Source organism: Mesorhizobium sp. B2-6-4 (assembly GCF_006441495.1).
GTDB lineage: Bacteria > Pseudomonadota > Alphaproteobacteria > Rhizobiales > Rhizobiaceae > Mesorhizobium.
Genome location: NZ_VFUE01000006.1, coordinates 129,120 through 153,770 on the forward strand (window position 1 = coordinate 129,120; position 24,651 = coordinate 153,770).

27 protein-coding genes and 1 pseudogene are annotated in these 24,651 nt (G+C 62.4%); 20 read left to right on the top strand and 8 right to left on the bottom strand.

All coding sequences use genetic code 11. The annotated features are described in order from the left end of the window. Positions 1-12: 12 nt before the first annotated feature. Positions 13-810 (top strand): YdcF family protein, encoded by a 798-nt coding sequence (locus FJ426_RS10310; protein WP_140525251.1) that lies wholly within the window; start codon positions 13-15, stop codon positions 808-810. Here FJ426_RS10310 and FJ426_RS10315 read toward each other — a convergent pair. Next, a complete protein-coding gene (locus tag FJ426_RS10315) occupies positions 759-1,502 on the bottom strand; it encodes a DUF599 domain-containing protein (RefSeq protein ID WP_140525250.1) in 744 nt (247 codons plus the stop codon). The two genes, FJ426_RS10310 and FJ426_RS10315, sit on opposite strands and share 52 nt — an antisense overlap. Before the next feature lie 174 nt (positions 1,503-1,676). On the opposite strand from FJ426_RS10315, the gene FJ426_RS10320 reads away from it, so the two are divergent. The 5 genes from FJ426_RS10320 to FJ426_RS10340 all read left to right on the top strand — a co-directional run bounded on the left by FJ426_RS10320 (position 1,677) and on the right by FJ426_RS10340 (position 5,794). Beyond that, entirely contained in the window at positions 1,677-3,080 is a 1,404-nt protein-coding gene (locus tag FJ426_RS10320) for an L-serine ammonia-lyase (RefSeq protein WP_140525249.1), read from the top strand. Positions 3,081-3,262: 182 nt separating this feature from the next. After that, positions 3,263-3,622: a hypothetical protein gene (locus FJ426_RS10325; RefSeq protein WP_140560939.1), complete on the top strand. Its 360-nt coding sequence runs from the start codon at positions 3,263-3,265 to the stop codon at positions 3,620-3,622. After that, entirely contained in the window at positions 3,619-4,149 is a 531-nt protein-coding gene (locus tag FJ426_RS10330; RefSeq protein WP_140560940.1) for an ImmA/IrrE family metallo-endopeptidase, read from the top strand. Before FJ426_RS10325 ends, FJ426_RS10330 begins: the two co-directional genes overlap by 4 nt. Positions 4,150-4,282: 133 nt before the next feature. Beyond that, positions 4,283-4,720, top strand: a complete 438-nt coding sequence (locus FJ426_RS10335) for a DUF1489 family protein (RefSeq protein ID WP_140498734.1) — start codon at positions 4,283-4,285, stop codon at positions 4,718-4,720. Positions 4,721-5,095: 375 nt separating this feature from the next. After that, entirely contained in the window at positions 5,096-5,794 is a 699-nt protein-coding gene (locus FJ426_RS10340) for a DnaJ domain-containing protein (protein WP_140498732.1), read from the top strand. A gap of 47 nt (positions 5,795-5,841) precedes the next feature. On the opposite strand, the gene FJ426_RS10345 is transcribed toward FJ426_RS10340, so the two are convergent. Further along, a complete protein-coding gene (locus FJ426_RS10345; RefSeq protein WP_140525248.1) occupies positions 5,842-7,275 on the bottom strand; it encodes a D-alanyl-D-alanine carboxypeptidase in 1,434 nt (477 codons plus the stop codon). 283 nt (positions 7,276-7,558) lie between these two features. Between FJ426_RS10345 and FJ426_RS10350 the strand changes: the two genes are divergently transcribed. From FJ426_RS10350 to clpA, 3 genes are all read left to right on the top strand, one after another. Beyond that, on the top strand, positions 7,559-7,888 hold the full coding sequence (locus FJ426_RS10350; RefSeq protein ID WP_140498728.1) for a phasin family protein: 330 nt from the start codon (positions 7,559-7,561) through the stop codon (positions 7,886-7,888). 270 nt (positions 7,889-8,158) lie between these two features. Continuing rightward, the gene (gene clpS, locus FJ426_RS10355; RefSeq protein WP_027051901.1) at positions 8,159-8,488 is read left to right on the top strand and encodes an ATP-dependent Clp protease adapter ClpS; all 330 of its coding nucleotides are present in this window, start codon (positions 8,159-8,161) and stop codon (positions 8,486-8,488) included. A gap of 6 nt (positions 8,489-8,494) precedes the next feature. Continuing rightward, a complete protein-coding gene (gene clpA, locus FJ426_RS10360; RefSeq protein WP_140515345.1) occupies positions 8,495-10,963 on the top strand; it encodes an ATP-dependent Clp protease ATP-binding subunit ClpA in 2,469 nt (822 codons plus the stop codon). 59 nt (positions 10,964-11,022) lie between these two features. On the opposite strand, the pseudogene FJ426_RS10365 reads toward clpA, so the two are convergent. Continuing rightward, positions 11,023-11,403, bottom strand: a pseudogene (locus FJ426_RS10365) (hypothetical protein); the annotation flags it as partial. A gap of 18 nt (positions 11,404-11,421) precedes the next feature. On the opposite strand from FJ426_RS10365, the gene FJ426_RS10370 reads away from it, so the two are divergent. Further along, positions 11,422-12,063, top strand: a complete 642-nt coding sequence (locus FJ426_RS10370) for a chloramphenicol phosphotransferase (RefSeq protein ID WP_140560966.1) — start codon at positions 11,422-11,424, stop codon at positions 12,061-12,063. A 186-nt stretch (positions 12,064-12,249) separates the two neighbouring features. Here the strand turns inward: FJ426_RS10370 and FJ426_RS10375 are convergent, their stop codons facing one another. The 4 genes from FJ426_RS10375 to FJ426_RS10390 form a co-directional block, all read right to left on the bottom strand. Next, entirely contained in the window at positions 12,250-12,684 is a 435-nt protein-coding gene (locus tag FJ426_RS10375; RefSeq protein ID WP_140560942.1) for an HIT family protein, read from the bottom strand. A gap of 157 nt (positions 12,685-12,841) precedes the next feature. Beyond that, a complete protein-coding gene (locus FJ426_RS10380) occupies positions 12,842-14,056 on the bottom strand; it encodes a GNAT family N-acetyltransferase (RefSeq protein WP_140560943.1) in 1,215 nt (404 codons plus the stop codon). Positions 14,057-14,111: 55 nt separating this feature from the next. Next, positions 14,112-14,840 (bottom strand): glycerophosphodiester phosphodiesterase, encoded by a 729-nt coding sequence (locus FJ426_RS10385; RefSeq protein ID WP_140498715.1) that lies wholly within the window; start codon positions 14,838-14,840, stop codon positions 14,112-14,114. Between the two features lie 11 nt (positions 14,841-14,851). Beyond that, positions 14,852-15,316, bottom strand: coding sequence for a RidA family protein (locus FJ426_RS10390; RefSeq protein ID WP_140498713.1), 465 nt, complete (start codon positions 15,314-15,316; stop codon positions 14,852-14,854). Between the two features lie 138 nt (positions 15,317-15,454). Here FJ426_RS10390 and FJ426_RS10395 point away from each other — a divergent pair, with 138 nt between their 5' ends. The 4 genes from FJ426_RS10395 (at position 15,455) to tsf (ending at position 18,740) form a co-directional block, all read left to right on the top strand. After that, on the top strand, positions 15,455-16,282 hold the full coding sequence (locus FJ426_RS10395; RefSeq protein ID WP_140525242.1) for a cell envelope integrity EipB family protein: 828 nt from the start codon (positions 15,455-15,457) through the stop codon (positions 16,280-16,282). 166 nt (positions 16,283-16,448) lie between these two features. After that, positions 16,449-16,727 carry a DUF4031 domain-containing protein gene (locus FJ426_RS10400; protein WP_140498710.1) on the top strand — a complete coding sequence of 93 codons (279 nt, stop codon included), beginning with the start codon at positions 16,449-16,451 and terminating at the stop codon, positions 16,725-16,727. Between the two features lie 202 nt (positions 16,728-16,929). Continuing rightward, on the top strand, positions 16,930-17,712 hold the full coding sequence (rpsB, locus tag FJ426_RS10405) for a 30S ribosomal protein S2 (RefSeq protein ID WP_140498708.1): 783 nt from the start codon (positions 16,930-16,932) through the stop codon (positions 17,710-17,712). Between the two features lie 107 nt (positions 17,713-17,819). Then, positions 17,820-18,740: a translation elongation factor Ts gene (gene tsf / locus FJ426_RS10410; RefSeq protein ID WP_140498706.1), complete on the top strand. Its 921-nt coding sequence runs from the start codon at positions 17,820-17,822 to the stop codon at positions 18,738-18,740. Between the two features lie 27 nt (positions 18,741-18,767). On the opposite strand, the gene FJ426_RS10415 is transcribed toward tsf, so the two are convergent. Further along, positions 18,768-19,694, bottom strand: a complete 927-nt coding sequence (locus tag FJ426_RS10415) for a LysR family transcriptional regulator (protein ID WP_140560944.1) — start codon at positions 19,692-19,694, stop codon at positions 18,768-18,770. A 113-nt stretch (positions 19,695-19,807) separates the two neighbouring features. On the opposite strand from FJ426_RS10415, the gene FJ426_RS10420 reads away from it, so the two are divergent. The 6 genes from FJ426_RS10420 (at position 19,808) to FJ426_RS10445 (ending at position 24,589) form a co-directional block, all read left to right on the top strand. After that, the gene (locus tag FJ426_RS10420) at positions 19,808-20,335 is read left to right on the top strand and encodes a nuclear transport factor 2 family protein (RefSeq protein WP_140560945.1); all 528 of its coding nucleotides are present in this window, start codon (positions 19,808-19,810) and stop codon (positions 20,333-20,335) included. A 29-nt stretch (positions 20,336-20,364) separates the two neighbouring features. Further along, complete coding sequence (locus FJ426_RS10425; protein ID WP_140498700.1) at positions 20,365-21,474, top strand: aldo/keto reductase; 1,110 nt, start codon at positions 20,365-20,367, stop codon at positions 21,472-21,474. Positions 21,475-21,621: 147 nt separating this feature from the next. Next, positions 21,622-22,344, top strand: a complete 723-nt coding sequence (gene pyrH / locus FJ426_RS10430) for a UMP kinase (RefSeq protein WP_140560967.1) — start codon at positions 21,622-21,624, stop codon at positions 22,342-22,344. Between the two features lie 110 nt (positions 22,345-22,454). Next, a complete protein-coding gene (frr, locus tag FJ426_RS10435) occupies positions 22,455-23,009 on the top strand; it encodes a ribosome recycling factor (protein ID WP_140498698.1) in 555 nt (184 codons plus the stop codon). 33 nt (positions 23,010-23,042) lie between these two features. Further along, positions 23,043-23,777 carry an isoprenyl transferase gene (locus FJ426_RS10440; protein WP_140560946.1) on the top strand — a complete coding sequence of 245 codons (735 nt, stop codon included), beginning with the start codon at positions 23,043-23,045 and terminating at the stop codon, positions 23,775-23,777. Further along, the gene (locus FJ426_RS10445) at positions 23,774-24,589 is read left to right on the top strand and encodes a phosphatidate cytidylyltransferase (RefSeq protein ID WP_140498694.1); all 816 of its coding nucleotides are present in this window, start codon (positions 23,774-23,776) and stop codon (positions 24,587-24,589) included. Before FJ426_RS10440 ends, FJ426_RS10445 begins: the two co-directional genes overlap by 4 nt. The last annotated feature ends 62 nt before the right edge of the window (positions 24,590-24,651 follow it).

Below are 24,651 nucleotides of genomic sequence, written 5' to 3' on the forward strand. Positions count from 1 at the left end.
AAGGGGTGAGGGATGTTCTTTTATCTTTCGAAAATCTTCTGGTTCTTTATCCAGCCGCTCAACCTGACGATCTTCCTGCTGCTGGCGGGGCTGGTCTCGGCATTTTTCGGCCGCCCGCGGCTGGCAGCCACCGGCGGCGTGCTGGCGTTTTTGGTTCTGGCGCTTTCGGCCTGGACCTCGCTCGGCGCATTGCTGCTCAACCCGCTGGAGGAACGCTTTCCGCGCCCGCCGCTGCCGCAAAAAGTCGATGGCATCGTCGTGCTCGGCGGCGGCTTCGAGGGCGGCATCAATCTGGTGCGCGGCGGTTATGAGCTGAACAGCGGCGGCGACCGGATGGTCGAGACGGCCGTGCTGGCGCGGCGCTTTCCCGACGCCAAGGTGGTCGTCTCCGGCGGCAATGGCGAATTGTTCCTCGACGGCGAGGGCGATGCCGCCACCGCGCCGCGCCTGCTTGGCGCGCTTGGCGTGACGCCGGAGCGCCTGATCCTCGAGGGCAAATCGCGCAACACCTATGAGAATGCCGTCTTCACCAAGGCCTTGATAGCGCCGAAGCCGGGCGAAACCTGGCTGCTGGTCACCTCTGCCTACCATATGCCGCGCGCCAAGGCGCTGTTCGACAAGGCCGGCTTCGCGACCGTCCCCTGGCCGGTCGACTATCGAACGTCGGGAGACGAAGGCATTGGCCTGTTCCGCGACAATCCGGCCGATGCGCTGCAGGCGGCCACCATGGCGATCCGCGAATGGATAGGGCTGTTCGCCTATTGGCTGTCCGGCCGCATCGATCGGCCTTTTTCCGCACCTGGCGGCTGACCGATCACGGCGCGGCGCGCCGCCGAGAAGAACTGGCGCCGCACCAGAACGGCCAGGAGCAGAAGCGTCGACAGCACGAACACCACCGGATCGACGAACCAGCCGAGATAGCCGATCGAAAAGAACACGCCGCGCAGGCCGGAGTTGAAATGCTTGCCTGCCAGCATGTTCATCTGCGCCGCCCTCCACACCGCCGTTTCGGTGACCGGGTTGCGCGAGGCTTCGCCATGTGGGATCGGCACAGCACCGATCAGGATCGAGCAATAGTTGAACAGACGGTAGGCCCAGCCGAACTTGAAGAACGAAAACGCCAGGATCAGCACCAGTCCCAGCACCTTGATCTGAAAAGCCGGGCGCGACGGGGCGCCGCCCAGAGGCAGGGTGCTCAACACCTCGAGGACGCGGTCGGAGGCACCGAGCAAGGCAAAGCAGCCGCCAAGCGCGATCAGGGAGCTGGAGGCGAAGAAGGCGGTGCCTTGCTGCAGGCCACCCATGATGGCTGTGTCGACGATGCGGATCTCACGCTCGGCCATCCGGTGCATCCAGGCTTGCCGCTGCGCATTCATCGCCGTTGTCAGGGACATGCGGCTGACCAGCACACCGTCCGAGGCGAGCGTATGCAAAACCCACGCAATGAGGAAGAACGCCAACGCCGCGAGATCGGCTGTCGAAAGATCGAGGGAATCGCCCATTGGCGAATCCTATCACATCCAGTGCGATTGCTTCGATCGTCCGCGGCAGCGACGGATATGTCGCTGCCGGAGCAAACAAGGTCGGCAGGCGCTGCGCCGCGCCGTTCAAAACAGCGGAAACATCGCAGGAGTTCCTATATGTAGTCCCAGAGCGGCTTCGGGAGATTGTGGCGCGTGTTCCTTTCGGTTTTCGACCTGTTCAAGATCGGCATCGGACCATCGAGTTCGCACACGATGGGACCGATGACGGCCGCCCGCCGTTTCCTCGACGAGATCGCCGGAGACGACTGGCCGCGTCCGGCCGGCGCCAAGGTTGCTCGCATCGGCGCCAGCCTGCACGGCTCGCTCGCCTATACCGGCATCGGCCATGGCAGTGACCGTGCCGTCATTCTCGGCCTTGCCGGGCAGACGCCGCAGACGGTCGACCCTGACCAGGCGGACGGCATTGTCGCTCGTATCACCGCCGACAAGCTGGTTTCACCGCCCGGCCACCCCTCCTACCGTTTCGATACGGCCGGCGACCTGGTGCTCGACCGCAAGACGCCGCTCACCGGCCACGCCAACGGCATGGCGTTTTATGCCTATGATGCCGGCGACCGCCTGCTGCTCAAGCGCATCTATTATTCGATCGGCGGCGGCTTCGTGGTTTCGGAAGAAGAGCTGCAGCGCATGAAAGCCAAGGGTTCGGTGACGACCGAAGGCAAAAAAGTCCCTTATCCCTTCAAGAACGCCCTCGAGATGCTGAAGATGGCTGGCAAGAGCGGCCTTTCCATTGCCGAGATGAAGCGGGTCAACGAGGAAACACAAATGTCGCGCGATGAGCTCGACGCCGGCCTCGACGCCATCTGGGGTGCCATGAAGAGTTGCATCGAGCGCGGCCTGTCGCAGGACGGCATCATGCCGGGCGGGCTGAAGGTGCGCCGCCGGGCCAGGCAATTGCACGACAAGCTGCAGGAGCAGTGGCAGCAGAACCGGCCCAATCCGCTGCTCGCCAATGACTGGCTGTCGATCTATGCCATGGCCGTCAACGAGGAGAATGCGGCCGGCGGGCGCGTCGTCACCGCGCCGACCAACGGCGCGGCCGGCACCTTGCCGGCGGTGCTGCGCTACTGGCTGCATTTCCATCCCGAGGCCGACCAGCCCAGCATTCGCGATTTCCTGCTCACGGCAGCCGCCGTCGGCGGCATCATCAAGTCCAATGCGTCCATCTCCGGCGCCGAGGTCGGCTGCCAGGGCGAAGTCGGCTCGGCTTCGGCCATGGCAGCGGCCGGCCTGTGCGCCGTCATGGGCGGCACGCCCGAACAGGTCGAGAACGCCGCCGAGATCGCGCTGGAGCACCATCTGGGCATGACCTGCGATCCGGTCGGCGGGCTGGTGCAGGTGCCTTGCATCGAGCGCAACGCGCTGGGCGCGGTCAAGGCGGTGACGGCCGCCTCGCTTGCCATCAAAGGTGACGGCACCCATTTCGTGCCGCTGGATGCGGCGATCGAGACGATGCGCCAGACCGGCCTCGACATGAACGAGAAGTACAAGGAGACCAGCCTCGGCGGACTGGCGGTAAATGTGGTGGAGTGTTGAGGGCTGGCGCACATTGGGCGCCGCAACTTAGATCAAACTTCGGCATCAGCATCTGCTTTTGATGATATACCACCTCGCGGTGCATGTTTTCGGTAGAGCGCGCTGTGTCATCACCGATTTATGGCCTGGGAGGGGTAAGTATGCGAGGCGCTCGCCGATTCATATTTGGTATCATGTTCGTTATGAACATCGCGATGTTCTTTTGTCTGGCGTACCTGTTCATCGGGCGCGGCTATTATGTAGTGTCGGGGTTTACGTCGGTTGAGGTCGTAACGATCGTCCTTGCCGCCTTGGGTGTGCTTCTGACGGCGCTTGGCATTTTCATCGCTATGCTGGCCGTTTGGGGCTATCAGTCACTCCACTCGTTGTCCGGCGAAATTGCACGCAAAACCGCGGAGAATCTGGTAAGATCGGAACTGCCCGCAATGGTAAGCCGCGAGATGGCAGACCAGTTGGCGTTGAAAAACTCTCTTGGAACTACAAGTAGGGTCACTGACGATGCTCAAGCTATTGTGAACAGTCTCGACGGAGACGAGCCATGATCAATTACGGAAATGTTAACGCGATCGTTCAAAAATACGCGCTAGTGGCGCCGGTGAATGTAAAGGCCATAATCGGCGAGATCGGGCTTACTTACGTTGAACGCGACATGCCGCCAGGCGAGTCCGGTTACATCGAGTATGACGGGTGGCATTGCACGATTGCTGTCAACATCAACGACGGACCACAACGTAAGCGCTTCACTGCCGCTCACGAACTCGGCCATTTCATGATGCACCGAGATCTCCTCAAGAAGCACAAGCACCTGGACCGTCTTTTTGACGAAGCGGCCAACCGCAATCCAGAGCGCCCCCTCGACTACAAGCATGAGGTTCAGGCCAACCAGTTTGCGTCCAGCCTTCTCATGCCGAAGGTTACGATCGAACGGCTTTTGAATGAAGGCGTGACGACAATCCACGACTTAGCATTGCGTTTTGATGTTTCCCGGCTAGCGATGGAGTATCGGCTGAAAACGCTTGGCCTCATCCGACTGGTGACAGACGCGACCCAATCCGTCCCTGCTGAATAGCTCCGCGCGCCTATGACACTCACTCCCATCCTGGCCATAGGCAGGAGCGTCAGGCACAGCTTCAGCCCGCTGGCACTGTGGAGAACTTGCTCAGGCCGTTGACGCATCCGTGCGACGGATTAAATCTTGGGCAATGGCTCTCAACCTCCTAAAGCTCTGCGTCGGCTGCGACAGCGTCGAGGATCTCGAAGAATGGATCGCGTTCCGCCTCGACGAGCGGCGCCGTGCCGGCGAACCGGCCGAGCATTGGCACACCACCCGCATGGTGCCGACGCGCGCCGATGAGGTTACCGACGGTGGCTCGCTCTACTGGGTGATCAAGGGAAGTGTGCAATGCCGGCAGTTGATCACCGAGATCCGGCCATTCACCGATGACGAGGGCATCGGCCGCTGCCATCTGATGCTGGATCCGCAAGTGGTGCGCACCGACTGGCAGCCGCGCCGCGCCTTTCAGGGCTGGCGCTATCTAAAGCCATCGGATGCACCCGCCGATCTCGGCAAGGGCAAGCCGGGGCAGGTCGAAATGCCGCCGAAACTCCGGCGCGAGCTCGCCGATCTCGGCCTGCTCTAAATCACTATCGGCTTGCTCCGAGCAGCCCATTGGCTTGCTCCGAGCAGCCAGTTGGCTTGCTCCGGGGCAATCTGGCGGCATGGTCGGCCCGTATAGGCGGACTGCGGTTGCTGGCCCTCAATGTTGCTGTCCGTTGGACTTGCAAGCGTCGCGACAACGCCACATCTTGAAAATCATGAGCGATAGGAACCATCCGGTTTCGATATCTGACGCACTCGCGCCGACCACATCGCGCCGCGGCGTGGTGGGATGCGGACCATGTGTCGCGCAAGGTCATGATTGCGGCGCAGAAATAACACCCGGTGGCGGCATGCTCGTGTTCAGGAATAGTCTGGAAAACCGGCCGATCGCCAGGCATTCACGGGGCAGTGGAATATGGTAGGCGCGATCATCGCTGTCGTCGCATTGCTGCTGGTGCTGATGGGCCTGGCAACGGCTTTCGTGCGGGCCGACCCGAGCAGGCTTGCAGGCGACATGAGGAAGGTTGGGCCGGTTTTGCTGGCGTTGGTCGGGGGCGCCGTGCTGCTGGTCGGGCGCGGCGGTCTCGGCGGCATCATCCTGCTCGCAGCGATCGCCTGGTACGGCTCGATGCGGCTGAACCGGCGAGCCGTGATGCCGGCGCGGAGACGCTCGACCGTACGCACAGCGGCGCTGGAAATGGACCTCGATCACGATACAGGAGGCCTTGAAGGCCTTGTCCTGGCAGGCCGCCATGAAGGCAAGATGCTTGGTGCGATGGGCAAAGCCGAATTGCTGCAGCTGTTTCGCGAACTCTCCGGTGACCCGGAGAGCCGGCAACTGCTAGAGACGTATCTTGACGGCAGATTTCCCGTCTGGCGCAAAAACGCTGAGGCGCACAGTGGCGAAGGGCTGGGTATTGCGCCAGGTCCGGGCGCCATGACTAAGGAGGAGGCCTACAAGGTCCTTGGTCTTGAAGCGGGGGCCGCCGCGGCGGATGTCCGCAAGGCGCACCGCCGCCTGATGCAACGCCTGCACCCCGATATCGGCGGCACGTCTTTCCTGGCGGCGCGGATCAACGAAGCCAAGGACGTCTTGCTCTCCAATCACAACTAGTCTCCTTCGACGCAGAAATTTTCCGGGAGATATCTTCTACGCCGTCCCTACTGCTGGACGGCGTAGCACTCGATTTTCTTCTTCTTGAGGGCGGTGCAGGCCTTCCAGGCCGCGGTCTTGGAACCGAAGCCGCCGAAGCGGGCGCGGTAGTACGTGACGCCGTCCTTGTCGAAGGCGACGGTGAAGCCGGAGGCATCTGCCAGCGCCTTGGGCGCCTGCTTGGTGGTCTTGTCGAGGAAGGCCTGGGCTTCGGACTGTTTCGGCGACGAGGCGACCTGAATGGCCCAACCCGACGGCACCGACGCGGTATTGACCGGGTCGACGGCCGGCGCGGGCTCGGCATAAGCGGACACCACCTGTGCCGTGGCGACCTTGGGGGCGGAGACGATAACCGTCTTCACCTTCTTTGCCGGAACAACCACTTTGGTTTCTTCGGCTGCGTTATCGTCGGCGTCCTCGCTGTCGCCCTGGGCTACCGTCGCGTCGTCGGCAACGGCCTCGTCCGCGTCATCGGCGCTGGCCACCGCCATCGGCTTCTCATCCGGAGTCGGTGCGTCGTGCTTGGGCAACAGCACCTTGGCCAATGCCGTCACCGGGTTGCCGCTATCGGCCTTGGCGACCAGATCGCCGCCGCCTCGGGTCGATGCCCGCGGCAGATAGGTGTTGATCAGGGCCGCCATCTGATTGTCGCGGCTGCTGCCCGAGGTGCCGCCCATGACCACGCCGACAATGCGACGGTTGCCGTCGGAAACCGACGAAACCAGGTTGAAGCCCGAAGCGCGGGTGTAGCCGGTCTTGATGCCGTCGACGCCCTTGATGCGTCCAAGCAGGCGGTTGTGGCCGTTGATGCGCTGGCGGCCATAGAGGAAGGAGCGCTGCGAGAAATAGCCGTAATATTGCGGGAAATGTTCGCGCAGCGCGATGCCGAGCGTTGCCATGTCGCGCGCAGTGGTGAACTGGCCGGGATCGGGCAAGCCGTTGGCGTTGCGGAACACGGTGCCGTTCATACCGAGCTGCCGCGCCTTGGCAGTCATCATGCGGGCGAAGTTGGTCTCGTTGCCGCCGAGCATTTCGCCGAGCGCGGTGGCCGAATCATTGGCCGATTTGGTCACCATCGACAGGATGGCGGTCTCGACCGCCACCGATCCGCCCGGCTTCACGCCGAGCTTCGTCGGCGGCTCTGCCGCGGCATGAGCCGAGAAGACGACCGGCGAGTTCCGGCTGATCTTGCCCTTGGCCAGAGCCTCGAAAGTCAAATAAAGCGTCATCATCTTGGTGAGCGAGGCGGGATAACGCCGGGCGTTGGCATCCGAGGAGTAGAGCACCTTGCCGGTCTTGGCGTCGACCACGATGGCCGCGGACTTCGCGGCGAGCGACGGGGCCGCACTTGCAACGACGATGGTCATCGCCACGGCGATGATCATGACCGTTTTGAAAGGGGACGCGGATTTGGAAACGATGCCCGACAACGCCTGACGCACTGATAGTTCCTTTGAATTTCTTGTTGCGCTGGAGGCGGCAAAGGGATCCTGCCTCACTTCCGGGCAAGCTATCGGGGCAGCGTTACCAATCCGTTTATGGTAACCGCCGCGTTCACCATTTTCTGGTGGTTTGAGCCTCTGTTTATTCGAATTTTAGCCATTGCCCACACCGGCTAGGACGGAAGCTGGCGATTTCTTGACTTTTGTGCGTCGCACAATATATTCGAGTGCATTGCACAAGGCGCTCGGGGCAGGGCGCATCAACCGTCCAGGGAGAATTGAAATGACGCAGACCTATGAGGACTTCAGCAAATACGGCAAAGAGTTCGCCGACACCGGCTTGAAGAGCTTCGCCTCTTTGTCCAAGGGCGCGCAGGCAATTGCGGCCGAGGCCGGCGAATACACCAAGAAGAGCTTCGAAGCCGGCAGCGCCGCTTTCGAGAAGATTGTTTCGGCCAAGTCGCTCGACAAGGCGATCGAGGTCCAGTCCGACTATGCCAAGCAGTCCTATGAGGCGTTCGTCGCCGAGGCCACCAAGATCGGCGACCTCTATGCCGAACTCGCCAAGGAAGCCTACAAGCCGTTCGAATCGATCGTTGCCAAGGCGAAGTAATTTCGTTCGGCAGTACGAGATCTGGGCCCATTGGGCCAAGACAGAGCCCGGCCGCGCCAGCGTGGCCGGGTTTTTTCATGTCAATTTCCGATCAGGGGCCTGGCTCGCCTTCACGATTGCGAAAATCCGCCAAGTTGGGCACCTAGCCATATTGTCAGCTAACCAGAAGGGCTTAAAATCGTCCATCGAACACCTACATGTCGAACTCGCATGAGGATTCGAAAGAGGCAGGATTACGTGACGATCGGTTTGACTGCCACAAGGGCACGGATGCAGAACGGCAGCGGCGACGGCAATGAGGCCGGCCGCGGCACGGCGGTCATCACGCGCACAAAGACCAAGACCAAGAAACCCAGCCTCTATCGGGTCCTCATCCTGAACGACGACTACACACCGATGGAGTTCGTGGTTCACGTGCTGGAACGTTTTTTCCAGAAGGACCGCGAAGCCGCCACACGCATCATGCTTCATGTTCACAATCATGGAGTGGGCGAGTGCGGGGTCTATACATTCGAGGTGGCCGAGACCAAAGTGTCCCAGGTCATGGATTTCGCCCGACAAAATCAGCATCCGCTGCAATGCGTGATGGAGAAGAAGTGAGGTAACATGCCGGCTTTCTCCCAAGGCCTGGAAAAGGCGCTTCACCAAGCGCTGACGCTCGCCAACGAGCGGCACCATGAATATGCAACCCTTGAACATCTGCTGCTCGCCCTGATCGACGACACCGAGGCGGCCGCCGTCATGCGCGCCTGCAATGTCGATCTCGACGAGTTGAAGCACACTGTTCTCACCTATATCGACACCGAGCTCGACAATCTGGTTACCGGCTATGACGAGGATTCCAAGCCGACCGCCGGCTTCCAGCGCGTCATTCAGCGTGCGGTGATCCATGTGCAGTCGTCCGGCCGCGAAGAGGTCTCCGGCGCCAACGTGCTCGTCGCCATCTTCGCCGAGCGCGAGAGCCATGCCGCCTATTTCCTGCAGGAACAGCAGATGACCCGTTACGACGCGGTCAACTACATCTCGCACGGCATCGCCAAGCGTCCGGGCGCGTCGGAGACGCGTTCGCCGCGCGGCGCCGATGACGAGCAGGGTGGCGCGAACGGCGCCGAGCCGCAAGAGGAAGGCGGCAAGAAGAAGCAGCAGCAGGACGCGCTGACCGCTTATTGCGTCAATCTCAACAACAAGGCCAAGGCCGGCAAGATCGATCCGTTGATCGGGCGCGAGTCCGAGATCAACCGCACCATCCAGGTACTGTGCCGCCGTTCCAAGAACAATCCGCTCTATGTCGGCGATCCCGGCGTCGGCAAGACGGCGATCGCCGAGGGCCTCGCCAAGCGCATCGTCGAGGGTGATGTTCCGGAAGTCTTGCACAACGCCACCATCTTCGCGCTCGACATGGGCACGCTTTTGGCCGGCACGCGCTATCGCGGCGATTTCGAAGAGCGGCTGAAGCAGGTCGTCAAGGAGCTCGAGGATTATCCGGGCGCTGTGCTGTTCATCGACGAGATCCACACCGTCATTGGCGCCGGCGCGACGTCCGGCGGCGCCATGGATGCGTCCAACCTGTTGAAGCCGGCACTGTCTTCGGGTGCGATCCGCTGCATCGGTTCGACAACCTACAAGGAGTTCCGCCAGTTCTTTGAGAAGGACCGCGCGCTCGTACGTCGCTTCCAGAAGATCGACGTCAACGAGCCGACCATCGAGGACGCCATCGAGATCATGAAGGGCCTGAAGCCCTATTTCGAGGAGTTCCACAAGGTCCGCTACACGACGGAAGCCATCAAGGCTTCGGTTGAGCTGTCGGCGCGCTACATCAACGACCGCAAGCTGCCGGACAAGGCGATCGACGTGATCGACGAGACCGGCGCCTCGCAGATGCTGGTGCCGGAGGCCAAGCGCAAGAAGACCATCGGCATCAAGGAGATCGAAGCGACGATCGCCACCATGGCGCGGATCCCGCCGAAGACTGTTTCGGCCGATGACGAGAAGGTGCTGCAGGGTCTCGACATCGAGCTGAAGCGCGTCGTCTACGGCCAGGACACCGCGATCACCGCGCTGACCTCGGCGATCAAGCTGGCGCGTGCCGGCCTGCGCGAACCGGAGAAGCCGATCGGCTCCTATCTGTTCTCGGGTCCGACCGGCGTCGGCAAGACCGAAGTCGCCAAGCAATTGGCTGCGTCGCTCGGCGTCGAGCTGATCCGTTTCGACATGTCGGAATACATGGAACGCCACACGGTCTCTCGGTTGATCGGCGCGCCTCCCGGCTATGTCGGCTTCGATCAGGGCGGCCTTTTGACCGATGGCGTCGACCAGCATCCGCATTGCGTGCTGCTGCTGGACGAGGTCGAGAAGGCGCATCCGGACCTGTTCAACATCCTGTTGCAGGTGATGGACCATGGCAAGCTGACCGACCACAACGGCAAGCAAATCGACTTCCGCAATGTGATCCTAATCATGACCACCAATGCGGGCGCGTCGGATGCCCAGCGCGCGGCGATCGGCTTCGGTTCGACCAAGCGCGAAGGCGACGATGTCGAGGCGATCAACAGGCTGTTCACGCCGGAGTTCCGCAACCGTCTCGATGCGATCATCCCGTTCGGCTCGCTGCCGGTGCCGGTTATCCATCAGGTGGTGCAGAAGTTCGTCATGCAGCTAGAGGCCCAGCTCTCCGAGCGTGGCGTCACCTTCGACCTGTCGCCGGATGCGATCGCCTGGCTCGCCGACAAGGGCTATGACGAGCGCATGGGTGCGCGTCCGCTCGGCCGCGTCATCCAGGAGCACATCAAGAAGCCGCTGGCAGACGAAGTGCTGTTCGGCAAGCTCAAGAAGGGCGGCACGGTGCGCGTCAGCGTCGAGAAGAAGGAAACCGGCGAGACCGGCCTGAAGCTCGAATCGCTCGCCGACGAGGCACCGGTGAAGCCCAAGAAGGAAGAACCGGAAGACACCCCCAAGCAGCGCAAGGCAGTGGCCAAGAAGCCGGCGGTCAAGAAGGCCGTCGCGCAGAAGCCCGAGCCCAAGGGCAAGGACGGCGGCAAGCGCAGCCTGGTGCCGCAACTGCCGCGCAAGAGCTGATAGTCACTCCCTCGAAAAAGCCCCGGAAACGGGGCTTTTTTGTTGGCACAAAGGGACGATCACTGAAGCGTTGCCGGCGGCCCCTGGACAGCAAGCGGCGTCGGGCGGATTTTGGCTGATTTGTCCGTCCAGGACGGCGGTGCTCCCACCTTGGCGCCGACCATGCCGGACAGGCCGGGTGCCCGGCCGAAGGCCTCGCAGGCCGCGTATTTCGGCTTACCGCCGAGGAACGATTTTATATGTTGGCCCAACGGTATCGAGATATGCAATCCCGACGGCGCCTTGCCGGTAACGAGCATGCGCGAAAAGTCGTTTCCGAAAGTAGCGCCCAGACTGTACGCATCGCCGATCTCGGAGACCATGGCCTCGTTGGTGAAGGAGTTCGCTCCGCGGGACCAGACCATGGCGGCGCGTTGGATGCCGTTCCGGTCAAGTGCCTCCATGAGATGGGGAATTTTATGTCTGAACCAGGCCAGATCATCATCCTCAACGGCGCACCGCGATCGGGGAAATCGAGCATCGTCCAGGCAGTTCAGGAGAGCTTCGAGGGCCCATGGATGAACCTGGGGGTCGACACCTATGAGCAGGTCACGCCGCTGCGCTGTCGCCCGGGGATAGGTTTGCGGCCCGGCGGCGAGCGCCCGGATATCGAGGGTCTCGTGCCGAGGTTCTACGCCGCGCTCTACGAATCGATCGCCGCCCACAGCCGAGTGGGGTTGAATGTCGTGGCCGATCTCGGTCATCACGACAGCTATTCGCGACCCCTTGATTGCCTTGTCGATTGCGCCCAGCGCCTCGCAGGCCTGCCGGTTCTGTTTGTCGGTGTCCGCTGCCCGATCGAAATCATCATGCAGAGGCGCGCCGACAGTCCGGCGGGGAGGGGATATGTGACGGGATCGCCCGACGACTCCGTGCCGTTGGCGTTGCGCCTGTGGCAGGAGGAGGTACACCGGCCTGGCGTGTATGATCTGGAAGTCGACACATCGCTGCTGACGCCAGCACAATGTGCGGATGCGATCCGCGGGCGCCTCAGGCAAAATGTAGAGCCTCCGACGGCGTTTGAGAGGCTGTCGGCATTCTCCAGGGAAAAGCTATCCTGATCGCGTGCTCTCAGCCGGCGATGGGGGAATCTCGGCCGCGCGGCGCGATCGTCGTCCACGGCGGGCACAATTTGGTAGATGTTCAGCGGAATGGCGATCACGCTGATATGCTGGCGGCTCGGGTTCATCGTTTTCGATGCGCAACTTCCCCAGACGGCCGCAATGGGGGCAGCTGAAAGCCAGGCGTCAGGATAGCGGCATGGCCGCCTTTATCCGGCCGGCATTCTCGGCCAGCACCTCGGGTTTCTCCATCTGGCCCGTATGCGGCTTCAGCGCGATGCCTTCGAAGCGCGGAATGACGTGGACGTGAAGGTGATAGACGGTCTGCCCGGAAGCCGGCTCGTTGAACTGCATCACGGTGACGCCATCGGCCTTGAATGCCTCGCGGACGGCGAGCGCCACCTTCTGCACGACTGTGAAAAGCGGGCCGAACGTTGCCGGATCGGCGTCGAGCAGATTGCGCGAAGGCGTCTTCGGCACCACCAGCGTATGGCCTGGCCCCTGTGGCATCACATCCATGAAGGCAACGACCGCTTCGTCCTCGTAGACGCGGTGCGAGGGAATTTCACCGCGCAGGATCTTGGCAAAGATGTTGTCGGTGTCATAGGCGGTTTCGGCCATGGCGAACGCTCCGGATTGTGCCTCGCTAATTGGTGTAGCGAAGCCTCTCGTGAGCGGCAAGACGATCGGGCGAGATCGATGAAGCCGATCTCGACAGGCGTGCACTGCCAACCCAGGGATGCCGAACCTGACATATGCTCCTGCCCTGCAGGATGGCCTACTCCTCCAGATCCTTGCGGAATGGCGTGTGTTCTTCGAGATATTCGCTCATGCGTTCCACCTCGCGCCGTTCGCGCCTGAGATAGTCGGCGATGGCGTTGCGCAGGCCGGGATGGGCGATGTAATGCGCGGAATGCATGATCACCGGCCGGTAGCCTCGCGCCAGCTTGTGTTCGCCCTGTGCGCCCGCCTCGACCACCTTCAGCTTGCGTTCGATGGCGAAGTCGATGGCCTGGTGATAGCAGACCTCGAAATGCAGGAACGGATGATCCTCGATGCAGCCCCAGTTGCGGCCGTAGAGCGCATCCGAGCCGATGAAGTTGATAGCGCCGGCAATGTAGCGGCCGTTGCGCCTGGCCATCACCAGCAGGATGTCCTCGGCCATGCGCTCGCCGATCAGCGAGAAGAATTCGCGGTTCAGATAGGGCCGGCCCCATTTGCGGCTGCCGGTGTCCATGTAGAAGGCGAAGAAATCGTCCCAGGCCCGTTCTGTAAGGTCCTTGCCGGTAAGCCAGTCGATGGAGATGCCGTCGGCAAGCGCCTCGCGGCGCTCCTTCTTCATGGCCTTGCGCTTGCGGGAGGCGAGCGTGGCGAGGAAATCGTCATAGGTCGAGAAGCCCTCGTTGACGAAGTGGAACTGCTGGTCGGTGCGATGCAGGAAGCCCGCCGCCTCCAGCACGTCCACGTCGCTCTCCTGCGCGAAGGTGACATGCGCGGAAGAGACGCCGAGCTTTTCCGCCACTGCCTTCAATCCCGCGGCGAGCCCGGCCTTGACGGTGCCGGAATGCTGGCCCCTGCTCACCAGCAGGCGAGGGCCGGTGACCGGCGTGAACGGTACCGAGCATTGCAGCTTGGGATAATAACGGCCGCCGGCGCGCTCGAAGGCATCCGACCAGCCGTGATCGAACACATATTCGCCCTGGCTGTGTGACTTGAGATAGCAAGGGACCGCGCCGAGCAGCGTGCCTTGACCATTCTCCAGCCTGAGATGATGACCTTGCCAGCCAGTGCGCCGCACGGCGCAGCCGGAATCCTCGAGTGCGCTCAGGAAAGCATATGAAACGAGGGGGTTATAACCGTTTTCGGCATCACTGCGCGTGGTCCCGGCGAAACCGTCCCACTCTTCGCAGGTGAAGGCGCCGATGCCCGCCGCAATGCGGATCGCATACTCCGCATCAACCGTTTGCCCGTCGCCGTCGTCGCCCTGATCCATGAGGCTTATTTAAGCTCCATCCGGACCGCTACAAGTCACGTTCTAGGCACCCATATCAAGCGACCTTGACCAGATCGGGCTCGAACCCTTCGAACGTCATCTGGTCCGCATATTTGAATGTAAGGTCGACCGCCGGCTGGTCATGCACCGTCCAGGTGATGACCGGCATTTTGAGCCGTTCACGGACAAAGCTGACGAATGGATTCGGCAGGTCGCCCGCTGCGTAGGAGGTGAAGGCGATCTGATGCGCCAGCATGGCGAAATGCGCTTCGATCAGCCTGTCGTCCTTGCCATAGGCGGTCAATCCAGCCGGGATGCCCGGCGCATCCCTGGCGAAATCGCGGATCAGCCAGTGGTCGAACGACATGATCGCCACCTTGCCCTTGTAGCGCTTGAGCAGCCTACCGACGCTCGCCACCAGGCCATTGTCGTATCCAGCCATGCCTTTCAGTTCGACCACCAGCGGCACCCGCCCGTCGATCAGATCGAGCGCCTCGCGCAGCGTCGGCACATGATCAGACGTGCCGCCGACCTTGAGCGCTGCCAGTTCGGCCGCCGTGCGCTGCCAGACGAAACCGTCGTGCCCAGTCAGCCGCTGCAAGTCGCCATCATGGATAATGACGGGAACTCCGTCCGACGACAGGTGCACGTCGCATTCGATGGCATAGCCGCGTTCGGCCGCGGCGGCAAAGGCGGAGAGGGTGTTTTCCCAGCGCGTCTTGTTCATGTCGTGAAAGCCGCGATGGGCGACAGGCCGGGCAATCAGCCAGGAAAGGTCGGTCATGTCAGGCTCGCTCACTCGACTTCGAAGATCGCTTCGATTTCCACCGCGGCATTAAGCGGCAGCGAAGCCGTGCCGACGGCGGAACGGGCATGCTTGCCGCGCTCGCCGAGCGCCGCCACCAGGAAATCGGAGGCGCCGTTTGCGACCAGATGCTGCTCGACGAAATCCGGCGCCGAGGCGACGAAGACGGTGATCTTGACCAGCCGGCGTATCTTCTCAAGATCGCCAAGTGCCGCCTTGGCCTGTGCCAGAATGTTGATCGCGCAGTATTTTGCCGCTTCCTTGCCGGTTGCTGTGTCGACGTCGCGGCCAAGCAGTCCGCTCGCCTGCAGCTTACCGTCCTTGAGCGGCAATTGTCCGGCGGTGAAAAGCAGGTTTCCGGTCCTGCAATGCGGCACGTAGTTGGCGGCAGGCGCCGCGGCCGCGGGAATGGTGACCCCGAGGTCGTTTAGCCGCTTTTCGATTGTTTCACTCATTGCTTTTCCCTATTGCTGGAAGGCGCCGCGTCAGCCGGGCCGAAATTGCTATTTTTGCCTCGCTTCCGCCACGACTTTTTTTAAGCTGGACCATCTTTCCCTGCGGCCTGCCATCAGCCGCGACGATCGGAGCCTCTCATGCGCGCAACGCGCCTTGCATTCCATGCCGTCCTGTTGCCGGCGGTCTTTTCGATAGGTCCCGCTTTCGCCGTGCCGGCGCTGCAGGCGCATCGCGCCGTCTACGACCTTACCCTCAAGAAGGCGGACGACCGCTCCGGCATCACCGGCATTACCGGTCGCATGGTCTATGAATTCAACGGCTCGGCCTGCGAAGGCTACACGGTGAAATTCCGCTTTGTCACTCAGATTGCCACCAGCGACAACACCAAGCTGACCGATCAGCAGACGACGACCTTCGAAGACGCCGAAGGCAAGACCTTCTCGTTCGTGACCAAATCCTTCGTCGATCAGAACCTCGACAAGGAGGTCAAGGGCGTCGCCACGAAGGAAACGAAAGGGCTGAAGGTCGATATCGACAAGCCCGAGAAGAACAGCCTGGAACTTGCCGCCACCCAGTTTCCGACCCAGCACCTGGTCGAATTGATCGACAAGGCCGAGAAGGGTGAAAACTTCTATCAAACCAATCTGTTCGACGGTTCCGAGGACGCCAACAAGGTGATGTCCACCACCGTCGTCGTCGGCAAGAGGACCGATGCCGACAAGGCCGATCCGGAAGCGCCGGCGCTGGCCAAGCTTGCCACCGACAAATACTGGCCGGTCGACATCGCCTATTTCGACGACAGTGCCAAGAACGGAGAAGAGACGCCGGAATACCGGATCAGCTTCAAGCTGCACGAGAACGGCATCACCCGCGATCTAACCATGGACTATGGCGATTTCTCCATGACCGGCAAGCTGGTCAATCTGTCGCTTTTCGACCAGACGAAGGCCTGCCCGACGAAATAAACTTCGATTTGCCTCGACGCAGCGCCGTCGCGGTCCACGGCTTGAAAGCGTCGCGGCGGCTTCTCATCTTCTCGAGGCCGCCGGCCGCTTCATCTTCTGTGCGAATCCCTTCTATCATCGCTCGTCGCCGGTACCGGTCGGCGGAAGAAGGAATGCGGCGAGCCTCATGGCGGTCTATGTCGACGCGGCGATCTGGAAATGGGTTGGCCATCGCTGGTGCCATCTGATGGCCGACGACACCGATGAACTGCATCGTTTCGCCGCGCAACTCGGCATCAAGCGCTCATCCTACCAGGGGCCGCCGAAGACATCGGCGCCGCATTATGACATAACCGGTTTCGAGCGCGACCGCGCGGTGCGGCTCGGCGCCGTCGAGTGCAGCCGCGAGGAGATCGTCGCGATCTTCCGGCGGGTGAGGGTGCCAAAGGGTAAGATAAAGCGTTGAGGGCACGCGCGGATCGCCGCAGGCGCGCCGCAATGCGTCGTTGCGCTTGCGTTTGGAGCACTTCCCCTCTATATGCGCGCTCATTCCACACACGGACTTTGGTGTCTGCCCGGGAGAAATCCGGCTGAAACCTCCGGTGGCATCGAGGACTTCGTCCGAAAATGCCTGTGTCCGTGGAGGCTAACCGGAAAGGAAAATGAGAATGGCTCTGCCTGATTTCAGCATGCGCCAGCTTTTGGAAGCTGGCATTCACTTCGGCCACCAGACCCACCGCTGGAACCCGAAGATGGCGCCCTATATCTACGGCGCCCGCAACAACATCCACATCATCGACCTCAGCCAAACGGTGCCGTTGCTGCACCAGGCGCTGAAGCAGGTTTCCGACACCGTCGCCAAGGGCGGCCGCGTGCTGTTCGTCGGCACCAAGCGCCAGGCGTCCGACATCGTCGCCGATGCCGCGCAGCGTTCGGCCCAGTACTATGTCAACTCGCGTTGGCTGGGCGGCATGCTGACCAACTGGAAGACGATCTCGAACTCGATCCAGCGCCTGCGCAAGCTCGACGAGATGCTGGCCGGCGAGGCGCAAGGGTTGACCAAGAAGGAGCGTCTCAATCTCGACCGCGAGCGCGAGAAGCTCGACAAGGCTCTCGGCGGCATCAAGGACATGGGCTCGACGCCCGACCTGATGTTCGTGATCGACACCAACAAGGAAGCGATCGCCATCCTCGAGGCCAAGCGCCTTGGCATTCCGGTCGTCGCCATCATCGACTCGAACTGCGATCCGGACAAGATCGACTTCCCGATCCCCGGCAATGACGACGCCGCGCGCGCCATCCAGCTCTATTGCGACCTCATCGCGAAGGCTGCCATCGACGGCATCGCCCGCCAGCAGGGCGCGCTGGGTGTCGACATCGGCGCTTCGGTGGAAGCTCCGGTCGAGCCGGTGCTCGGCGAAACTCCGGCGGCGGAAACTCCGGAAGCGTGATAGCGAGGGCCGGTCACGGCCTTCATCTTTCTAATATTTTGACGCGTTAAACGGACGCACCGTCGAGATTCGATGGTGCGTCGGCGCATTTGAACAAAGAGGCGACAATGAGCATTTCGGCTGCACAGGTCAAAGAACTCCGCGACTTGACCGGCGCGGGCATGATGGACTGCAAGGCGGCGTTGAACGAGACCAACGGCAACATGGAAGAAGCCGTCGACTGGCTGCGCAAGAAGGGTATCTCCAAGGCCGACAAGAAGGCAGGCCGCACCGCGGCCGAGGGCCTGATCGGCGTCGATTCCGGCGTGCGCGAGGCCGCGGTCGTCGAGGTCAATTCCGAGACCGACTTCGTAGCCCGCAACGCCGCCTTCCAGGAGATCGTCGCCAACGTCGCCAAGGTGGCGCTGGCCTATGGCACGAGCGAGGCCGTGGCTGCCGCGAAGTACCCGGGTTCGGACAAGTCGGTCACCGACACCATCAAGGACGCCGTCGGTACCATCGGCGAGAACATGGGCTTCCGCCGTTCGGCCAAGCTCACCGTTCCGCACGGCGCCGTCGCGACCTATGTTCACAACGCGGTTGCCGACGGCCTTGGCAAGCTGGGCGTCCTGGTCGCTATCGAGACCACGGGCAACGAGCACGCGGCCAATGCATTCGCCCGCCAGGTCGCCATGCATGTCGCCGCCACCAACCCGATGGCGCTGACCACCGAGGAACTCGATCCCGCGGCAGTCGAGCGCGAGAAGGCGATCTTCGCCGACCAGGCGCGCCAGTCCGGCAAGCCGGAGGCGATCATCGAGAAGATGGTCGAGGGTCGGCTGCGCAAGTTCTACGAGGAAGTCGTGCTTCTGAAGCAGGCCTTCGTGCTCAATCCCGACATTACCGTCGAGAAGGCGCTGAAGGATGCCGAGAAGGAGATCGGCGCTCCGGCCAAGATCTCGGCCTATCTGCGTTTCGCGCTCGGCGAAGGCATCGAGAAGGAAGCGACCGATTTCGCGGCGGAAGTCGCGGCGGCGGTCAAGAAATAGCCCGAAGAACAAGTAAGGCTAAACGGCTCAGGCAACTCGGCCGGGTGTCCGCATGGATGCCCGGCCGATTTCTTGTGCGGCGTCGATGAAGGCCCTCAGCTTCGGCGCCATCGAAGCCCGGCGCGGAAAGTAAAGGAAAAGGCCGGGCTCCTCGATTGCCGTCTTTGGCAGGACCTGGACGAGGCGTCCTGCGGCAAGATCGGCGCGTACAAGCGGCTCGAACACATAGGCGAGCCCGACCCCTGCAAGCGCAAGATCGATCGCCGCCAGCGAATCGGTCACGACGGCCGTGCCACGCGTCTCGACGACGACCTCCTTGCCATTGTCGTTCAGATCCCAGCGATAGAACGCGCCGGAGCGGACAAGCCTGTAGCCTATGCAATTATGGTTCGCGAGGTCGGCCACGTCGCAGGGACGGCCGTGCCTTCCGATATAGTCCGGCGAGGCGACGAGCGCGGCCTTGAAGGGCTGCGTCAGCCGTATGGCGGTCATGTCCTGCGCGATCATCTCGCCCAGCCTAATGCCGGCGTCAAAACCTTCCCCGACGATATCGACCAGGGCTTGATCGGCGAAAACCTCGACCGTCACATCCGGATAGCGATCGGCCATGGCTGCGATCACAGGCGTCACCGCCAAAGGGATCGCGATGTTGGAGGCATTGATCCTGAGCAGACCGGAAGGCCGTCCCTTGACGCCGCGGATGCGGTCCATCCGCTCCGCGATGTCCTGAAGGGCAGGGCCCGCCGTCTCCACCAATGCCTTGCCGGCTTCTGTCAGCGAGACGCTACGTGTCGTGCGCGCAAACAGCGGCTGGCCGATGCGTTCTTCCACCAGCCGCACCGCATGGCTGACCGCCGACGGGCTCATGCCGAGCTCGGCCGCGGCAAGCGCGAAGCCGCCGCGTCGCGCCACGGCAACGATGACGGGCAGGTGGGTGAGCAGGTCCCGGTCCATTCATGAATGATATCGCATAGTCTTTGCGAACAATGCAATCTTATCGATGGCGGAGCATTGATCCACATTGTCCTCGATACATCGGCGGCGGGCTGACTTCCAGGAGACGAACCATGAGTGCTTTGAGACATATGACCCTCGCCGCAGGATTGGCGCTGGCGCCGATCGATGCCGGTGGCGCCGAACCGGCCGGATGGCAGGTGCTTGCCGACGAGCGCGCGGTCATCCGCATCGCCGATGCCATCGACCGCGCCGTCGACGCGCAGGACTGGAAGCTTGTCCGCAGCTATTTCGCGGATCGGGTTACCGCTGATTTCAGCAGCCTGTCCGGACAGCCGGCGGCCAATATTGCCTCCGACGACCTGATCGGCGCCTGGGCCGGCAACCTCAAGGGCGGCAAGACCAGCCTGCATCTGCGCACCAATCACCAAGTCGTTCTCGAAGCGGACACGGCGACCGTCCTGTCGAACGGCTATGCCTGGAACCGGATGGAAGGCAATGGCGAGCCGCTTTGGGAAGTCTGGGGCACATATGAGCACCACCTGACCCGCTCCGGCGCGGGTTGGAAGGTCGACGGCTTCACCTTCCGCGTGACCCATGAGCGCGGCAATCCCTGGGTCAAGACGACACCCGGCCAATAACCCAACATCAAACTCGATCGGAGAATATCATGACCATGAACTACTACACGCTTGGCAACAGCGGCTTGCGCGTCAGCCGGTTGGCGCTGGGCACCATGACCTTCGGCACCGAATTAGGCTGGGGCACTGATAGGGATACAGCCCGCGCAATCTTCGACGAATATGTCGAGGCGGGCGGCAATTTCTTCGACACGGCCGATCTCTATACCGGCGGCACCGCCGAGACCTGGCTCGGCGAATTCGTCGCCGAGCGCGGATTGCGCGACAAGGCGGTGATCGCCACTAAATTCACCTTCAATTCAGAACCGGGCAATCCGAACGCCGGCGGCAATGGCCGCAAGAACATAATGCGCGCCGTGGACGCCTCTCTGAAGCGGCTCGGAACCGACTATATCGACCTCTATCTCATGCATGTGTGGGACAGGCTGACGCCGGCCGAGGAGGTGCTGCGCACGCTGGACGACCTGGTGCGCGCGGGCAAGGTGCGCCACGTCGGCCTTTCCGATGTGCCGGCCTGGTATGCGGGGCGGGCGCAGGCGATCGCAGAATTGCGCTGCTATGAGCCGATCTCGGCCCTGCAGCTCGAATATTCGCTGGCCGAACGCTCGATCGAGCATGAGTTCGTGCCTTTCGCCACGCATCATGGCGCCGGCGTCATGGTTTGGAGCCCGCTGGCCAGCGGCTTGCTCAGCGGCAAATATCGCCCGACGCAAGCCGGCAATGCCGGCCGGCTCGACGGTTTCCGCAACACCACGCATCCGAGCTTCCGGAAATTCAGCGACCGCAATTGGGCGATCGTGGCCGAGCTCGAAAAGGTGGCCGCCGAACTCGGCCGCAGCATGGCCCAGGTGGCACTCAACTGGGTGGCGACGCAGCCCGGCGTCGCAACCGTCATCCTGGGCGCGACCAAGCTCGCGCAACTGCAGGACAACCTCGCGGCGCTGGATTTTTCGATTGCCCCCGAACTCCGCAAGCGGCTGGATTCGGTGAGCAGCATGCCGGCGCCGTTCCCGCATTCCTATTTCGGGCCCGAGATCCAGGTCAGGGTGGCCGGCGGTGTCGTGACCGGCGACAAGCCCTCCGGCTATTCGCCGCAGGTTCTGGTGGAAGGCGAGGCGGTCAGCATCAGCAGCAACTGATCGAAAAAGCCTGGGATTTTGCGCAAGGGCGCGGCGTGACATCGCCGCGCCCTTCGTGTATCGGGTCGAACCATCATGCCAGCGCCGCCAGGCGAAGCGGGGCAGTTTCGCCTCCTGATTTGCCGCGCCGAGATTTTCGAGGACCAGATGACGGTGAAGCCCTTCTACCGACGTGTCTTGCTGAAAGCGTCTGGTGAAGCGTTGATGGGCGAACAGCATTTCGGCATCGACGTCTCGGTCGTCGACCGCATCGCCGGCGACATCGCCGAAGCCCGCGCGCTCGGCATCGAGGTTGGCGTCGTCATCGGCGGCGGCAATATCTTTCGCGGTGTGGCGGTTGCCTCCAAGGGTGGCGACCGCGTCACCGGCGACCATATGGGTATGCTCGCCACCGTCATCAATTCGCTGGCGCTGCGCACCTCGCTGAACAAGATCGGCGTCGATGCGGTGGTTCTTTCCGCGATCGCCATGCCTGAGCTTTGCGAGAGCTTTTCGCAGCGCCAGGCAACCGCCTACATGAACCAGGGCAAGGTGGTGATCTTTGCCGGCGGCACCGGCAATCCGTTCTTCACCACTGATTCGGCCGCGGCACTTCGCGCCGCTGAAATCGGCGCCGACGCGCTGTTCAAGGGCACACAGGTCGACGGCGTCTATTCTGCCGACCCGAAGAAGGACCCGAACGCGACGCGTTTCGAGCGCATCAGCCATGCCGAAGTGATAAATCGCGGCCTTTCCATCATGGATACGGCAGCGATTGCACTTGCGCGCGAAAACAACATTCCGATAATCGTCTATTCGATCCACGAAAAAGGTGGTTTCGGCGATATTCTAAGGGGCGGCGGCCGCTGCACGGTCGTCGCGGACGATTGATCCGGGGCCTGATCGCGGAAAAGGCGAAAACCGGTTTCGAAATCAGGCTCGAATACGGGGCCTTGCCCCGAAAGCAGTGAACCCGCGTCAGACGGGTCGAGGAGACTAAGATGAGTGGTGAGTACGACGATCTCAAGCGGCGCATGGATGGGGCAATCGCCGCGTTCAAGCATGACCTGGCTTCGCTGCGGACCGGTCGCGCTTCCAGCAACCTGCTCGACGCTATCCAGGTGCAGGCCTATGGCACCAGCATGCCGATCAACCAGGTGGCCAATGTCACGGTGCCTGAGCCGCGCATGATTTCGGTGTCGGTCTGGGACAAGTCGATGGTGGGCGCGGTCGATCGCGCCATCCGCGAATCCAATCTGGGCTTCAACCCTATCGTGGACGGCACCAATCTCAGGATTCCGCTTCCGGAACTCAACGAGCAGCGCCGCAAGGAACTCGTCAAGATCTCGCATGGCTACGCCGAGAACGCCCGTGTCGCCGCGCGCCATGTGCGCCGCGACGGCATGGACTTCCTGAAGAAGGCGGAGAAGGACGGCGTTATCAGCGAGGACGATCAGCGCAAGCGCTCCGACCAAGTCCAGAAGCTTACCGACGAAACGATCAGCACCATCGACCACCTGCTTTCCGACAAGGAAGCTGAAATCATGCAGGTTTAGGGTCTGGCCGGCGGCTGGCCCGAAAGCGAGATCATGGCAACGCCCGCGCATGTCGCGATCATCATGGATGGAAACGGACGCTGGGCCAAGGCGCGCGGCATGCCGCGGCTCGCCGGCCATCGCGCGGGCGTAGAAGCACTGCGCAAGACGGTGCGCGCCGCGCCCGATCTCGGCATTTCCTACCTGACTGTCTATGCCTTCTCTTCGGAAAACTGGTCGCGGCCGAAATCCGAAGTCAGCGACCTGATGGGCCTGTTGAAGCTGTTCATTCGCCGCGATCTCGCCGAACTGCACCGCAGCGGCGTGCGCGTCAGGATCATCGGCGACAGGGCAGGGCTGCAGCCCGATATCAGGCTCCTGCTCGAAGAAGCCGAAGCGCTGACGTCGGCCAACGAGGCGCTGACGCTGATCATCGCCTTCAACTACGGCGGACGCGACGAGATCGTGCGCACGGCGCGCAAGCTTGCCTCGGCCGTCGCGCGCGGCGAGCTCGACAGCGAGGCGATCACCGCCGAATCCTTTGCCGGCTGCCTCGACACGCAAGGCGTTCCCGATCCCGAACTGGTCATACGCACCAGCGGTGAGCTTCGCCTTTCCAATTTTCTTCTGTGGCAGGCTGCCTATAGCGAGCTTGTGTTCCTGCCCTGCTATTGGCCCGATTTCAGCCGAGAGCATCTAGCCGAGGCCTTGCGCGAGTTCGCCGGGCGCGAACGCCGTTTTGGCGGGCTGGATCCGCAAGATGCCGCTTCGCGGCCGGCCGCGGGATGAGCAATCTCCAGCTTCGCGTTCTTTCGGCGGTCGTGCTTGCCATCGCGACGCTTGGCCTGACCTGGTTCGGCGGCCTGCCGTTCCGGCTGCTTTCAGCCGCGATTTCGGCGGTGATCTTCTACGAATGGACGCGCATGTCTCGCCCTTCCGGGACGACCGGGCTCGGTTTTTTGCCGGAAGCGCTGCTGCTGGTGTTTCTCGGCGCCCTGATCACCGGCCTGCCTGCCTTGTGGCTGCTGCTTCTAGTGGCTGCACTGGTCGCCGTCACGGCCATCGCCGCCCAACTGCGCGGGGCCGGGCAGTGGGATGCCTCCGGCCTTGCCTATGCAGCCGTCTCGGGTCTTTCCCTTGCGCTTCTGCGTGACGGCGACCATTCCGGCCTCGTCGCCATCCTGTTCCTGTTCGCGGTGGTCTGGGCGACCGACATCTTTGCCTATTTCGTCGGCCGGGCCGTCGGTGGCCCGAGGCTGGCGCCGTCCATCTCTCCCGGCAAGACGCGAAGTGGCGCGCTCGGCGGCGCCGTGGGCGGGGTCGTTGCGGGGCTCATCCTGGCCGTCGCCGCCGGTGCGGGCAACCTGCCAATGCTCGGTCTCGTCGCGCTCGCGCTTTCAATCGTCTCCCAGGCTGGCGACCTCCTGGAATCCTGGGTCAAGCGCCGCCACGGCCGCAAGGATTCGGGCGCGCTCATTCCGGGCCATGGCGGCGTCATGGACCGTGTCGACGGGCTTGTCGCGGCGGCTTTCGCCCTATACGTCATCGGCTGGATTTCGGCGGGCGCCGATCAGCCGGCACAGGGGCTGTTTCCCATTTGAACGGCATCGTTCCACGATCGATGCGGGCGCGCCTTGGATTCGCCTGGATTGATGTCACAGTC

What these genes read in the sequence shown, in the direction of transcription:
- FJ426_RS10310 (WP_140525251.1), top strand. Translation starts at nt 13, where the DNA reads ATGTTCTTTTATCTTTCGAAAATCTTCTGGTTCTTTATCCAGCCGCTC.
- FJ426_RS10315 (WP_140525250.1), bottom strand. Translation starts at nt 1,502, where the DNA reads ATGGGCGATTCCCTCGATCTTTCGACAGCCGATCTCGCGGCGTTGGCG.
- FJ426_RS10325 (WP_140560939.1), top strand. Translation starts at nt 3,263, where the DNA reads ATGAACATCGCGATGTTCTTTTGTCTGGCGTACCTGTTCATCGGGCGC.
- FJ426_RS10330 (WP_140560940.1), top strand. Translation starts at nt 3,619, where the DNA reads ATGATCAATTACGGAAATGTTAACGCGATCGTTCAAAAATACGCGCTA.
- FJ426_RS10335 (WP_140498734.1), top strand. Translation starts at nt 4,283, where the DNA reads ATGGCTCTCAACCTCCTAAAGCTCTGCGTCGGCTGCGACAGCGTCGAG.
- FJ426_RS10340 (WP_140498732.1), top strand. Translation starts at nt 5,096, where the DNA reads ATGGTAGGCGCGATCATCGCTGTCGTCGCATTGCTGCTGGTGCTGATG.
- FJ426_RS10350 (WP_140498728.1), top strand. Translation starts at nt 7,559, where the DNA reads ATGACGCAGACCTATGAGGACTTCAGCAAATACGGCAAAGAGTTCGCC.
- clpS (WP_027051901.1), top strand. Translation starts at nt 8,159, where the DNA reads ATGCAGAACGGCAGCGGCGACGGCAATGAGGCCGGCCGCGGCACGGCG.
- clpA (WP_140515345.1), top strand. Translation starts at nt 8,495, where the DNA reads ATGCCGGCTTTCTCCCAAGGCCTGGAAAAGGCGCTTCACCAAGCGCTG.
- FJ426_RS10370 (WP_140560966.1), top strand. Translation starts at nt 11,422, where the DNA reads ATGTCTGAACCAGGCCAGATCATCATCCTCAACGGCGCACCGCGATCG.
- FJ426_RS10375 (WP_140560942.1), bottom strand. Translation starts at nt 12,684, where the DNA reads ATGGCCGAAACCGCCTATGACACCGACAACATCTTTGCCAAGATCCTG.
- FJ426_RS10380 (WP_140560943.1), bottom strand. Translation starts at nt 14,056, where the DNA reads ATGGATCAGGGCGACGACGGCGACGGGCAAACGGTTGATGCGGAGTAT.
- FJ426_RS10385 (WP_140498715.1), bottom strand. Translation starts at nt 14,840, where the DNA reads ATGACCGACCTTTCCTGGCTGATTGCCCGGCCTGTCGCCCATCGCGGC.
- FJ426_RS10390 (WP_140498713.1), bottom strand. Translation starts at nt 15,316, where the DNA reads ATGAGTGAAACAATCGAAAAGCGGCTAAACGACCTCGGGGTCACCATT.
- FJ426_RS10395 (WP_140525242.1), top strand. Translation starts at nt 15,455, where the DNA reads ATGCGCGCAACGCGCCTTGCATTCCATGCCGTCCTGTTGCCGGCGGTC.
- FJ426_RS10400 (WP_140498710.1), top strand. Translation starts at nt 16,449, where the DNA reads ATGGCGGTCTATGTCGACGCGGCGATCTGGAAATGGGTTGGCCATCGC.
- rpsB (WP_140498708.1), top strand. Translation starts at nt 16,930, where the DNA reads ATGGCTCTGCCTGATTTCAGCATGCGCCAGCTTTTGGAAGCTGGCATT.
- tsf (WP_140498706.1), top strand. Translation starts at nt 17,820, where the DNA reads ATGAGCATTTCGGCTGCACAGGTCAAAGAACTCCGCGACTTGACCGGC.
- FJ426_RS10415 (WP_140560944.1), bottom strand. Translation starts at nt 19,694, where the DNA reads ATGGACCGGGACCTGCTCACCCACCTGCCCGTCATCGTTGCCGTGGCG.
- FJ426_RS10420 (WP_140560945.1), top strand. Translation starts at nt 19,808, where the DNA reads ATGAGTGCTTTGAGACATATGACCCTCGCCGCAGGATTGGCGCTGGCG.
- FJ426_RS10425 (WP_140498700.1), top strand. Translation starts at nt 20,365, where the DNA reads ATGACCATGAACTACTACACGCTTGGCAACAGCGGCTTGCGCGTCAGC.
- pyrH (WP_140560967.1), top strand. Translation starts at nt 21,622, where the DNA reads ATGACGGTGAAGCCCTTCTACCGACGTGTCTTGCTGAAAGCGTCTGGT.
- frr (WP_140498698.1), top strand. Translation starts at nt 22,455, where the DNA reads ATGAGTGGTGAGTACGACGATCTCAAGCGGCGCATGGATGGGGCAATC.
- FJ426_RS10440 (WP_140560946.1), top strand. Translation starts at nt 23,043, where the DNA reads ATGGCAACGCCCGCGCATGTCGCGATCATCATGGATGGAAACGGACGC.
- FJ426_RS10445 (WP_140498694.1), top strand. Translation starts at nt 23,774, where the DNA reads ATGAGCAATCTCCAGCTTCGCGTTCTTTCGGCGGTCGTGCTTGCCATC.